The sequence below is a fragment of the Actinomadura fibrosa genome, from assembly GCF_900659615.1.
Taxonomy (GTDB): Bacteria; Actinomycetota; Actinomycetes; order Streptosporangiales; family Streptosporangiaceae; genus Spirillospora; species Spirillospora fibrosa.
On sequence record NZ_CAACUY010000261.1, the window covers coordinates 1 to 11,458 of the forward strand.

At 74.7% G+C, this 11,458-nt stretch carries 11 protein-coding genes; 8 read left to right on the forward strand and 3 right to left on the reverse strand.

The genetic code is table 11. The annotated features are described in order from the left end of the window. The 8 genes from E1300_RS41760 to E1300_RS41795 all read left to right on the forward strand — a co-directional run. Positions 1 to 621 (forward strand): ABC transporter permease subunit (locus tag E1300_RS41760; RefSeq protein ID WP_442316431.1); only part of this gene is annotated, 621 nt, incomplete at its 5' end. 49 nt (positions 622 to 670) lie between these two features. After that, positions 671 to 2,224 (forward strand): FGGY-family carbohydrate kinase, encoded by a 1,554-nt coding sequence (locus E1300_RS41765; protein WP_131762818.1) that lies wholly within the window; start codon positions 671 to 673, stop codon positions 2,222 to 2,224. Next, positions 2,221 to 3,720, forward strand: a complete 1,500-nt coding sequence (locus E1300_RS41770) for an FGGY-family carbohydrate kinase (RefSeq protein WP_242619741.1) — start codon at positions 2,221 to 2,223, stop codon at positions 3,718 to 3,720. The genes E1300_RS41765 and E1300_RS41770 overlap by 4 nt, the downstream gene beginning before the upstream one ends. Beyond that, a complete protein-coding gene (locus tag E1300_RS41775) occupies positions 3,717 to 4,349 on the forward strand; it encodes a histidine phosphatase family protein (RefSeq protein WP_131762819.1) in 633 nt (210 codons plus the stop codon). Before E1300_RS41770 ends, E1300_RS41775 begins: the two co-directional genes overlap by 4 nt. Beyond that, positions 4,346 to 5,395, forward strand: coding sequence for a 2-hydroxyacid dehydrogenase (locus E1300_RS41780; RefSeq protein WP_131762820.1), 1,050 nt, complete (start codon positions 4,346 to 4,348; stop codon positions 5,393 to 5,395). The genes E1300_RS41775 and E1300_RS41780 overlap by 4 nt, the downstream gene beginning before the upstream one ends. A 366-nt stretch (positions 5,396 to 5,761) precedes the next feature. Continuing rightward, the gene (locus E1300_RS41785) at positions 5,762 to 6,478 is read left to right on the forward strand and encodes a hypothetical protein (protein WP_131762821.1); all 717 of its coding nucleotides are present in this window, start codon (positions 5,762 to 5,764) and stop codon (positions 6,476 to 6,478) included. Positions 6,479 to 7,016: 538 nt separating this feature from the next. Then, entirely contained in the window at positions 7,017 to 7,508 is a 492-nt protein-coding gene (locus E1300_RS41790) for a metallophosphoesterase family protein (RefSeq protein WP_131762822.1), read from the forward strand. A gap of 128 nt (positions 7,509 to 7,636) precedes the next feature. Then, a complete protein-coding gene (locus E1300_RS41795) occupies positions 7,637 to 9,022 on the forward strand; it encodes a nucleobase:cation symporter-2 family protein (protein ID WP_131762823.1) in 1,386 nt (461 codons plus the stop codon). A 48-nt stretch (positions 9,023 to 9,070) separates the two neighbouring features. Here E1300_RS41795 and E1300_RS41800 read toward each other — a convergent pair whose 3' ends face one another. The 3 genes from E1300_RS41800 to E1300_RS41810 all read right to left on the reverse strand — a co-directional run bounded on the left by E1300_RS41800 (position 9,071) and on the right by E1300_RS41810 (position 10,800). Continuing rightward, the gene (locus tag E1300_RS41800; RefSeq protein ID WP_131762824.1) at positions 9,071 to 9,910 is read right to left on the reverse strand and encodes a patatin-like phospholipase family protein; all 840 of its coding nucleotides are present in this window, start codon (positions 9,908 to 9,910) and stop codon (positions 9,071 to 9,073) included. Between the two features lie 59 nt (positions 9,911 to 9,969). Continuing rightward, complete coding sequence (locus E1300_RS41805; protein ID WP_242619742.1) at positions 9,970 to 10,365, reverse strand: DUF2752 domain-containing protein; 396 nt, start codon at positions 10,363 to 10,365, stop codon at positions 9,970 to 9,972. Positions 10,366 to 10,461: 96 nt separating this feature from the next. Further along, complete coding sequence (locus tag E1300_RS41810) at positions 10,462 to 10,800, reverse strand: CD225/dispanin family protein (protein ID WP_242619743.1); 339 nt, start codon at positions 10,798 to 10,800, stop codon at positions 10,462 to 10,464. Positions 10,801 to 11,458 lie beyond the last annotated feature (658 nt).

Below are 11,458 nucleotides of genomic sequence, written 5' to 3' on the forward strand. Positions count from 1 at the left end.
CGGACGAGCGCCCGGGACAACGTCGCGCTGCCGCTCGTCTACCGGGGCGTGCCGCGGGCGGAGCGGCGGCGCCGGGCGGGCGAGGCCCTCCTCGCCGGTCTCGGCACGGCCGTCTGGTACCTGAACCGCGACCGGGGCGTCGGCTGGATGTTCGTGCTCTTCCTCGGGCTGGTGCTGGCCGTGCACTACGTGCTGGCGCGCACGAAGTACGGCAGGTCGGTGTACGCGGTCGGCGGCAACGTCGAGGCGGCCCGCCGCGCCGGCATCAACGTGAAGGCGGTCTACGCCTCGGCGTTCGTGGTCTGCACGACGCTCGCGGCGGTCGGCGGGATCCTCGCGGCCGCGCGGCTCGCGGCGGCCAACCAGAGCAGCGGCGGCGGCGACGTGAACCTCAACGCGATCGCCGCCGCGGTCATCGGCGGGACGAGCCTGTTCGGCGGGCGCGGCAACGCGTTCGCCGCGCTGCTCGGCATCGTGGTCATCCAGTCGATCTCCAGCGGCCTCACGCTGCTGAACCTGGACTCGTCGTACCGTTTCATGGTCACCGGCGCCGTCCTGCTGCTGGCCGTGGCGCTGGACTCGGTCGCCCGCCGGTCCCGGGCCTCGCACGGCCGGGCCTGACGCGGCCGTCCCCGGGCAGACCATCGGAAGCGAACGGACGGGAGGGACGATGGCGGTCGTCTGCGTCGACGCGGGCACCACGATGATCAAAGTGGCGGGGTACGCCGACGACGGGACGGAACTCGTCGTCGTGCGGCGGCCCACCGAGGTGAGCCGCCCCGCGCCCGGCCACGCCGAGCAGGACATGGCGGCGGTGTGGCGGGCGGTGGCGGACGGCGTGCGGGAGGTGGCCGGCCGCCTCGCCACCGCCACCGGCACCGGTACCGGTACCGGCATCGACTTCCTGGCGCTCACCGCGCAGGGCGACGGCTGCTGGCCGGTGGACCGCGCGGGCGACCCGGCCGGCCCGGCGATCCTGTGGAACGACGGCCGCGCGGGAGCGGTCGTCGAGGAGTGGTCCCGCGCCGGAGTCCTCGGCGAGGCGTTCCGCGCGAACGGGTCGCTGACGTTCGCCGGGCTGCCGAACGCGATCCTCACCTGGCTGCGCGCCCGCGACCCGGACCGGCTCGCCCGGATGTCGGCCGCGCTGACCTGCGGCGGCTGGCTCTTCGCCCGCCTCACCGGCGAGATCGCCGCGGACGGCTCGGACGCCTCGGCGCCGTTCCTGGACATCCGCGCGCTCCGCTACTCCGACGAGCTGCTGCGCCTGTACGGGATGGAGTGGGCGCGCCCGCTGCTGCCCCCGCTGCGCGGCGACGGCGAGCGCGTCGCGGCGCTGCGCCCGGACGCCGCCGCGGAGCTGGGGCTGGCGGCGGGCACGCCGGTCGTCCTCGCCCCCTACGACATCGCCGCCACGGCCATCGGCGTCGGCGCGGTCGACACCGGCCAGGCGTGCACGATCCTCGGCACGACGCTGTGCACCGAGACGGTCGTCGAGTCCCCGGCCCTGGACGGCGAGCCGTCCGGCCTGACGATCGCGATGGGCCTGCCCGGCCGGTACCTGCGGGCGTTCCCGACCCTCGCGGGCGGCCAGGTCGTCGACTGGGCCTGCCGGGTCCTCGGGCTGGCCGGCGACCCGCGCGGCCTCGCGGAGCTGGCGGCGCGGGCCCCGGCCGGCGCGGGCGGCCTCGTGTTCCTGCCCTACCTGTCGCCGGCGGGGGAGCGGGCGCCGTTCCTCGACCCGCGGGCGCGCGGCGCGTTCCACGGGCTGACCGTCGAGCACGAGCGCGAGCACCTCGCCCGCGCCGTCCTGGAGGGGCTGAGCCTGGTCGTCCGCGACTGCCTGACCGCGGCCGGGACCCGCCCGACCGAGCTGCGGGTGAGCGGCGGCGGGTCGGCGAGCCCGGTGTGGCTCGGGATGCTGGCCGACGCGACCGGCGTCCCGGTCGTCCGGTCGGCCGACACCGAGCCGGGCGCGCGCGGCGCGTTCATCGTCGGGCTCCTCGCGACCGGACGGGCCGTAGACGCCCGCGCCGCCGCCGACGCCCACGTCCGCCCCGGCGACGTCCACGAACCCGACCCGGGACGGGCCGCGCACTACACCGCCGCCTACCAGGACTTCCTCGACGTCCGGCGCGCAACGGGCCCCGCCTGGCCGACGCTCGCCGCCCTGCGCGCGCGGACCGGCCCCACCGGGCCGGCGCCGGACGGAACGCGGCCGTGACCGGACGGGAGGCGTCCGGGACCGAACCGGTGTGGGTGGGCGTGGACCTCGGCACGCAGAGCGTCCGCGCCCTCGCCGTCACCGCGTCCGGGGACGTCGCCGGCGCCGGCAGCCGGCGGCTGACCGGGCGGCGCGACGGCCCCCGCCACGAGCAGGACCCCGAGCAGTGGTGGGACGCGGTGGCCGCCGCGTGCCGCGAGGCCCTGCGCGGCGTGCCGGCCGGCGCCGTCCAGGCCGTCGCGGTGGACGGCACGTCCGGCACGATCCTGCTGACCGACCGCGACGGGCGGCCCCTCACCCCCGCCCTGATGTATGACGACACGCGCGCCGCCTCCTACGTCGACCGGATCAACGAGGCGGGCGGCGCGGTCTGGCGCAGGCTCGGCTACCAGCGGATGCAGCCCGCCTGGGCGCTGCCGAAGCTGCTGTGGCTGCTCGCCGAGGGCGTCCCCGGCGGGCTCCCCGCGGGCGCCCGGCTCGCCCACCAGGCCGACTTCGTCAACCGGCGGCTGACCGGCCACCCGGTCGCCGCCGACCTCAGCAACGCGCTGAAGACCGGCGCCGACCTCCTCGCCGAGGCCTGGCCGCGGGACGTCCTCGACGCGCTCGGCGTCCCCGCCGGGCTCCTCCCGCCGCTGGAACGTTCCGGCACCCCGCTCGGCACCGTCTGCGCGGCCGCCGCCGACGCGACCGGCCTGCCCGCCGGCACGCCCGTCGTCGCGGGCGCCACCGACGGCTGCGCCGCCCAGCTCGGCACCGGACGCCTCACCAACGGGTCCTGGAACTCCGTCCTCGGCACCACGCTCGTGCTCAAGGGCGTCACCGACGACCTCGTCCACGACCCGTTCGGCGTCGTCTACTCCCACCGGGCGCCGGACGGCCGGTGGCTGCCCGGCGGCGCGTCCAGCACCGGCGCCGGCGCCCTCGCCCGCGACTTCGCCGGCCGCGACCTCGCCGACCTCGACCGGCGCGCCGCCGCCCGGGAACCCGCCGCCGCGCTCGCCTACCCGCTGGTGTCCGAGGGCGAGCGGTTCCCGTTCCTCGCCCCCGGCGCCCGCGGGTTCCGGCTCGGCGGCACCGGCGACGAGGCCGACGACTACGCCGCCGTCCTCCAGGGCGTCGCGTTCGTCGAACGGCTCTGCTTCGACCACCTCGACCTGCTCGGCGCCCCCACCGGCGGCGACCTCACCCTGACCGGCGGCGCCGCGCGCAGCGCCTACTGGTGCCGGCTCCGCGCCGACGTCCTCGGCCGGCCCATCCTTCTGCCGCGCCAGGCCGAGCCCGCGCTCGGCGCCGCCGTCCTCGCCGCGTCCCCCGGCCGCGACGTCGCCGAGGTCGCCGCCCGGATGGTCGCCGTCCGCACCGTCGTCGACCCGCGCCCCGACCGCGCAGGCCGGTTCGACGACGCCTACCTGCGCCTGGTCGGCGAGCTGGAGCGGCGCGGCTGGCTGCCCGCCGAGACCGCCGCCCACGCGCGGGCGAGGACGCCCCGGTGACCCGCCTCGTCCTCGTCCGGCACGGCGAGACCGAATGGCACGCCGAGAACCGGTACGCCGGCACCAGCGACGTCGCGCTGACCCGGCGGGGCCTGGAGCAGGCGCGGCTCCTCGGCGCCTGGGCCGCCGCCGCCCGCCCCGACGCGGTGTGGTGCTCGGACCTGGCCCGCGCCCGGCGCACCGCCGCCCCCGCCGCCGAGGCCGCCGGGACGATGATCCGCGTCGACACCCGCCTCCGCGAGCTCGACTTCGGCCGCGGCGAGGGCCTCACCCGCGCCGACATGGAGCGGACCTTCCCCGAGGCGCTCCGCGCCTTCCACGCCGACCCGGTCGCCGCGCACCTGCCCGGCGGCGAGGACCCGGCCGCCGCCGCCCGCCGCTTCACCGCCTGCCTGCACGACATCGCCGCCCGCCACCCCGGCGGCCGCGTCCTCGTCGTCGCCCACTCCACGGCGCTGCGCCTCGCCCTGTGCCGGCTGCTCGGGCTGCCGCTGAAGGACTACCGGCGGCGGTTCCCCGCGCTCGGCAACTGCGCCCTCACCGAGATCCGGCTCCGGGACGGCGACGCCGCCCTCCTGGAGTTCAACACCGCGATCGAAGGATCGCTCGTTCCCTGGAGCCAGCAATGACGACCCGCGTCCTCGCGGCCGGCGACCACTTCGTCCTCAACCGCCTGTTCATCGACGCGCTGCGCGCCGAGACGCCCGGCGGCCTGGAGTTCTCCGAGCTGACCCTGCCGTGGCCGGTGGAGCCGTTCGGACGCGTCGCCGAGGTGGACGAGGCGTCCGGCACCGAGGACCGGCTCATCGAGGCCCTGCGCGGGATCCAGGTCTGCGTCACCCAGATGGCGCCGCTCACCCGCCGCGTCCTGGAGGCCGCACCCGACCTGCGGCTGTTCGGCGTCAGCCGCGGCGGCCCCGTCAACGCCAACCTCGACGCGGCGACCGAGCACGGCGTCGCCGTCTGCTTCGCCCCCGGACGCAACGCCGGCGCCACCGCCGAGCACACCCTCGGGCTGATCCTCGCCGCCGTCCGCCGCATCCCGCAGACCCACGGCGAGCTCGTCGCCGGCCGCTGGCGCGGCGACTACTACCGCTACGACGACGTCGGCATCGAGCTGCTCGGCGGCACGGTCGGCCTCGTCGGCTGCGGCGCCGTCGGCCGCCGCGTCGCCCGCGCCGCCGCCGCGCTCGGCTCCCGCGTCCTCGTCCACGACCCCTACCTGGACGACCTCGGCGACCTCGCCGGCATCGCCGAGCCCGTCACGCTCGACGAGCTGCTGGCCCGCGCGCAGATCGTCTCCCTGCACGCCCGCGCCACCCCCGAGACCGCCGGGATGATCGGCGCCGCGGAGATCGCGGCGATGCGGCCCGGATCGATCATCGTCAACTGCGCGCGGGGCACGCTGCTGGACTACGACGCCGTCTGCGACGCCGTCGAGTCCGGGCACCTGTTCGGCGCCGCGTTCGACGTCTTCCCCGAGGAGCCCATCCCGGCCGGCTCGCGGCTGCTGACCACCCCGAACATCATCGTCACCCCGCACCTCGCGGGCGCCAGCAAGCAGACCGCCGCGAACGCCGCCCGCATCATCGCCGAGGACGTCGGCCGGCACCTGCGCGGCGAGCCGCTCCGGCACTGCGCCAACCCCGAGGTCCTGAAGGCCCGGCACCGCTGACGAGCACGGCGCGGCCAGGCCCCTAGGCCCGCCCGCACCGCTCCGTTCCCCGCGCCGTCCGCCCGGAGTGCGCCACATCACCGCCGCCGGGGCCTCCGCAATCCCGGAACGCCTGAAAGAATGGTGCTGAAAAACACGGTGACCGCAAATGCGCGGTCAACCTTATGATCATCACGGGGCCTTTATCGGCGGCCGACAAAAAGCGGCCGTATTTCCGATCGGACCTTTGCATCCGGCGATCACTCGGGTAGAAAAACCCTGATGTTCCGCGCGGCCACGACGGACCCCCCACGGCGTGCCGCGCGAGGGGACGCGCGCGGACGTGCCGCGCGCGGACGCTCGAAGCCCTCGTCGAGGAGGAACCCCGTGAAAGCTCCCGCCACCCTGACCACCGCCCTGACCGCGACCACCGCCGCCGCCTGCGCGGCGCTCGCCCTGACCGCCCCCGCGGCGTCGGCCGCCACCACCACGGTCCGCCAGGAGACGGCCACCGGAGCCCCCTACTCCGGCAACTGGCAGGTCTCCACCGTCGGCACGCTCGACTTCGCCATCACCTTCCTCGGCATCCGCGTGACCGGGACGTGCGACGGCGCGAACCTCAAGGGCACCGTCCAGTCGACCGGCCCCGGCGCCCTCACCGCGGCCTCCATCGGCGCCTGCCGCACGTCCAACGGCTTCAGCTCCCCCGCGACCGACCTCGACCTCAGCACCGTGCCCGACAAGTCCGGCGCGGTCACCTACGCGCCCGTGGCGGGCGGCCGCGACGGCGTCCTGACCATCAACGGCGCCCTGCGCTTCAAGATCGAGGGCGAGTTCCTCGGCAGCGTCCGCACCTGCTGGTACAAGTTCCGCACCGGCACCACCGACGGCCTGGCCTTCGACGTCTACAACCGCGACAACCCCAACCGCCCGCTGCCCAACGACGACGCGCAGGGCAAGTCCTCCAACATCACGCTCGTGCGCGACACCGGCAGCGACCTGCTCTGCCCCTCCAACGGGACGGGCAGCGGCGCCGCCATCGCCCGCGGCGAGAGCACCCCCGGCTCCGGGGTCTTCGACCGCAAGCTTTACCTGACCTCGTAACCGCTGGCCCCCGCCGGTCCGGGCCGCCCGCCCCGCGGCCCGGAACCGGGGCCCGCCCCGGAGGCGCAACGGAGCACCGCCGAGCAATTCCACCGGCCACCGAGAAACGACCCCGCCATCCGCCGGGAAAACCTATATCTCTAGCAGCGGCCGTCGAGAAACCCGCCACGCATTTTTTCTCGTCCTGCCCGGATAACCCCCGCCCCGGGAAACCGGGGCGGGAGAGTAGGGCGGCCGGGCACCGGGGCCGGTGCAAGGGAGTGGCCTTCCTCCTCGATGCCCGGCCGCCCCAGGCCCCCGCGGTGCTGGGTCGCCGCCGAGGCGGGGCCGGGGGCGTACGGCCGGGGCGCCTCGGGAGCGACCGCGAGGGGACTGAAGCGTAACTCCGCAGGTCATCGCAGGTGAATGACTATGTGCTTACAGTTGTTTCCCACGCGTGTACGGGCCCCGGCGTCGCAAAATCACCCGTCCCGCGGCCGTGCCCCGGGGAACCCGGGCCGAGGCGGATCATTCCCCGGACGTGGGGAACAATGGGCGGATGAGAGCGGTGGTGGTCTCCGACACGCACGCGCCCCGGCGCTGGAAGTCGTGCCCGCCGCGGGTGGCCGGGCACCTGCGCGACGCCGACGTGATCCTGCACGCCGGCGACGTGTGCGTCGCCTCGGTCCTGGACGAGCTCGCCCAGTACGCGCCCGTGCACGCCGTCCTCGGCAACAACGACGCGCCCGACGTCGCGGACTGGGGCGCGCCGGAGCGGCTGGAACTCGACCTGGACGGCCTCGCCGTCGCGATGGTCCACGACAGCGGCCAGGCGCGCGGCCGGACGGCCCGCATGCGGCGCTGGTTCCCCGCCGCCGACCTCGTCGTGTTCGGCCACTCGCACATCCCGATGGACGAGACCGGCGACGGCGTCCGGATCTTCAACCCCGGATCGCCCACCGACCGGCGCCGCCAGCCCCACGGCACGATCGGGCTGCTCGACGTCCACGACGGCCGGCTGACCGCCGCGAAGATCGTCCCCGTCACCTGACCCCCGCCCGCGGGCCTCCCGGCGAGGCCGCGCGATCACCGCGGGGCGGTGACCTGTATGTTCGGCTCTCGGGATCGGCGCCCGGGCATGCCGGCGGCCGCCCAGCGACCCCGGGAGGCAAGGCGGGCATGACCGGAGAAGGACCGCGCAGGGACGCCGTCGACGAGGTGCTCCCCGTCCCCAGGCTGGCCCTCTACGGCTTCCAGCACGTCCTGGCGTTCTACGCCGGCGCCGTGGTCGTGCCCATCCTCGTCGCGGGCGCGATCGGGCTGACCCCCGAGCAGCTCGTCTACCTCATCAACGCCGACCTGTTCACCTGCGGCATCGCCACCATCATCCAGTCGCTCGGCGTCTGGCGCGTCGGCATCCGGCTGCCGATCGTCCAGGGCGTCACGTTCACCGCGGTCGCCCCGATGATCGCCATCGGGCAGGGCGCGGAGAACGCCACCGCCGGGCTGCTCGCCATCTACGGCGCCACGATCACCGCGGGCCTCGTCACGCTCGTGGCCGCGCCGTTCCTCGGACGCCTGCTGCGCTTCTTCCCGCCCCTCGTCACCGGCACGGTCCTGACGATCATGGGACTGGTCCTGCTGCCGAACGCGCTCACCGACGCCGCGGGCGGCGCCGCCGCCAAGACCGTCACCAAGGACTTCGGCAGCTGGCGGCACCTCGCGTACGCGGGCGGCACCCTGCTGTTCATCGTCGCCCTCTACCGGCTGCGCCGCCCGTTCCTCGGCAGCATCGCCGTCCTGCTCGGCCTCGTCGGCGGGACGGCCGTCTCCTACGCCCTCGGCGACACCCACTTCGACCAGGTCGGCAGGTCCGACTGGCTCGGCGTCACCACGCCGTTCCACTACGGCGCGCCCACCTTCCACATCGGCGCGATCCTCGCGATGCTCCTGGTCATGATGGTCACCGTCGTGGAGACCGTCGGCGACGCCAAGGCCACCGGCGAGATCGTCGGCCGCGAGGTCACCGGCGACGGCATCACCCGCGCGCTGCGCGCGGACGGGCTGTCCACCTTCCTCGGCGGCACCCTCAACGCCTTCCCCTACACCTGCTTCGCGCAGAACGTCGGGCTCGTCCGCCTCACCGGCGTCCGCAGCCGCTTCGTGGTCGTCGCCGCCGGCACCATCATGATCGTCCTCGGGCTGATCCCCAAGGCCGCCGCCTACGTCGCGTCCATCCCCCCGGACGTCCTCGGCGGCGCCGCCGTCGCCATGTTCGGGATGGTCGCCGTCGTGGGCGTCCAGACGCTCGCGCAGGTCGACCTCCGCCAGGAGCGCAACGCCCTCGTCGTCGCGGTCAGCGTCGCGCTCGCCCTGCTCCCCGCCACCGTCCCGGCTTTCGGCGAGAACATGCCCCGCGACGTCGCCGCGATCCTCAACAGCGGCATCACGCTCGGCGCCATCAGCGCGATCGTCCTCAACCTGGTCTTCAACGTCCTCACCCGCACGCCCCCGGACGAGGACGACGCCACCGTCCCGCCGGCCGAACCGGTCACCTCCCCCTGAGCGGACGACGCGCGGCGGGCCGGAGACCCGCCACCGCCGTGGCCGCCGTCAGCCCCAGAACGACGCGATCCGCGCCGCGATCGACCGGCCCTGCGCGCGACCGGCCTCGGCCGCCGGAGTCCGCGTCGCCGGGTCCAGGGGATCCGCACCGGCCGCCGCCACCGACGCCTCGTCCGGCCGGACGACCTCCACCCGGCCGCCCTTCGCCGTCACCGCCGCGACCTCCTCGTCCAGCGTCGGGTCCTCCAGGGGCACGAGCAGCAGGACCCGCTCATACCCGGCGGCCAACGAGGCGTTGGTGCCCGACCTGACCCCTCCGTCGACGTACCGGACCCCTCCGATCGTCACCGGCGGCCAGATCATCGGAACGGCGCAGCTCGCCGCCACCGCGTCCACCAGATCCACCCCGGAGTCGCGGTCCAGGACCCGCAGCTCGCCGGTCAGCGCCTCCACGGCCGTGATCAGCATCGGCCGCGACGGCCACGCGTGGACGGGCAGGCGCCCCGCGATCACCTCCCGCCGCACCGCCTCCGGCACCGTCTGCGCCTCCAGCGCCCGCGCCCCGAGACCGCGCCGCACCTCCGCCGCGTCACCCGCCCCGGCCGCGATCCGCGTCCACGCCTCCACCACGTCCGCCACCGACACCCCCGGCGGCACCATCTCGCGGTACTGCCGCGCCGGATCGGCCTGCGCCGCGTACAGCTCGGTCAAGGGCCTGCCGCTGCCCACCTGCGCGGCGACGGCGGAACCCGCCGACGTCCCGACCAGCAGGTCCGCGCCGGTCACGTCCGTCCCGGCGTCCGCCAGCCCGGTGATCAGGCCCGTCAGCCACGCGATGCCCGCCACACCGCCGCCGCCCAGCACCAGGGCGCGTCCGTTCCCGCTCATCGTCGTCCTCCTCGTCGAGATGGGAAAATCCATTCTCGCCCCGGACGGCGCCCGGCCGATCAGGCGGCGAGGAAGGAACCGAACGGCAGATTGCGCAGCACCCAGAACAATACGATTCCCCCGAAAAGCGCCCAGATCAGCCGCGGATCGCCGGCCCGGGCACGCGCGGGCCGGTCCCGCACCCGAGCCGCCGTCCAGCGGACGAAGAAGAACGCCAGCACCGGCAGCATCGCCACGGCCAGGACGTTCAGCCCCAACGCCTCACGGACGTGCCCATGCGCCAGGGCATGGATCGTCCGGAGCGAACCGCAGCCGGGACACTGATAGCCCGTCAGCGCGAGGAACGGGCACGTGGGGTAGTGCCCGTCCACGTTCGGATCGACGGCACCCACATAAGAGACGACGGACGCGGCCACCACGACGACCGCGCCCGGACCGAGCAGCCGACGAGCCACCGCGGCCGCGCCGTCGCGACCGCGGGGCCCGTCGCCGGGCCGGCCCGTCCGTTCGCCCGCTCGCGGCACGGCGGACCGGCTCCCGAACGGCATGGGTCAGGAGTTGCTCGACGCGGCCAGGAGCACGATCGCGTAGATGACGCCGATCACCGCGCCCACCGCCGCCGAGACGATCGCCCAGATCCTGGCGTTGTTGGACGCGCTGATGGCACCGGCATGGTCCCCGGACGCCCACTTCGAGTTGACCTGGGCGGCGAACACGATCGAGACGATCCCCGCGGGAAGGCAGCAGAACAGCGTCGTCAGGATCGCCCAGACGAGGTGGTTCGGGGGCGGCGTCCCGCCGCCGCCGTAGCCGCCCTGAGAGGGTGGCGGGTAGTAGCTCATGGACAGTACCTCCATGCCGTGGGCTGGGTCGTACACATAGATGGTCAACAAGCATGCCTGGTTCCCGCGGCCGTGGTAAGAGCCTGCTCACGTCTCCGCCGCACCGAACCAGCGTCCCCGCCCGCGATGTCCCGCGGCCGCGGTAGGGCACGTGACCACATCGGGCGCGGACTTGACGCAGCCCGCCGGATCGCGTAAGTTGACTCCTCGTCCCCTTACGGATGCAGGACGCCTGCGCGGTGGCCGGCCGATGGGGAACCCACCAACGAACCAGCCGACACGGCCTCGCCGTGCCTGCCGTATCGTGGTGCGTCGGAAAGGCCGATTTTGACAATCGCGCCGGATCTGATGAAATGGAAACACCCGCCCGGAAGGGCCGCGCAAGCGGACTGGAAAGGCGGATCGGAAAAGCCCGGAATTGACAAGCCGGGCGGATCCGGTAAAGTAAAGCGAGTCGCCCCGGGGCGGGAAACGCGAAAGCGGATCCAGCGCGGTGGGTGTCCGTTTCTTGAGAACTCAACAGCGTGTTAAAAGCCAGTGCCTTATCGGCTCGGTCGACCGTTGGTCGGTCGGGTCGCCCCGTGGCCGCCGGATGCTTCGTGTGTCTGGTGGTGGGGATTTCTTTGAGGCAATGCATCAGCCCCTTTTTGGGGGTGTGGTGCTTGCTGGGATTTCTTCTGAGGTTTGGCTGCCTGGGGTTCGCCCC

Excerpts from the sequence above, each read along its gene's own strand:
- E1300_RS41765 (WP_131762818.1), top strand. The coding sequence starts at position 671 with ATGGCGGTCGTCTGCGTCGACGCGGGCACCACGATGATCAAAGTGGCG.
- E1300_RS41780 (WP_131762820.1), top strand. The coding sequence starts at position 4,346 with ATGACGACCCGCGTCCTCGCGGCCGGCGACCACTTCGTCCTCAACCGC.
- E1300_RS41790 (WP_131762822.1), top strand. The coding sequence starts at position 7,017 with ATGAGAGCGGTGGTGGTCTCCGACACGCACGCGCCCCGGCGCTGGAAG.
- E1300_RS41795 (WP_131762823.1), top strand. The coding sequence starts at position 7,637 with ATGACCGGAGAAGGACCGCGCAGGGACGCCGTCGACGAGGTGCTCCCC.
- E1300_RS41800 (WP_131762824.1), bottom strand. The coding sequence starts at position 9,910 with ATGAGCGGGAACGGACGCGCCCTGGTGCTGGGCGGCGGCGGTGTGGCG.